Source organism: Pseudoalteromonas sp. MER144-MNA-CIBAN-0113 (genome assembly GCF_040308965.1).
GTDB lineage: Bacteria > Pseudomonadota > Gammaproteobacteria > Enterobacterales > Alteromonadaceae > Pseudoalteromonas > Pseudoalteromonas tetraodonis.
Genome location: NZ_JBEOOG010000326.1, coordinates 1 through 276 on the forward strand (window position 1 = coordinate 1; position 276 = coordinate 276).

Annotated in this window: 1 protein-coding gene; it reads right to left on the reverse strand. The window is 42.4% G+C overall.

The genetic code is table 11. The annotated features are described in order from the left end of the window. The coding region (locus AAEY57_RS19890; protein WP_350608652.1) for a penicillin-binding protein activator at window positions 1-276 on the reverse strand (276 nt) is incomplete at both ends.

The window sequence follows — 276 nt, forward strand, 5'->3', positions numbered from 1 at the left end:
GGCTTAATGCGACGGTTTGTATATTGAGCCCAGTCGAGCGTGCGTTCTATATGGCCGCTGGTATTAACAGATAACTTACCGCTTAAACCACTATATTGATTGCCTAGCATTACGCTTAACTGCCTGATGTCATGTAATATTGATACAGCATCGTACGCCATTGCAAATAAGCGTTGGCTAATATCTACTTGCTCTGGCCATAACGAATCATACTGCTGGCGTAAGTTATGTTGTTTAATTTGCGAATCGAGCATCCACGGCAATTCAGTGAAGTAT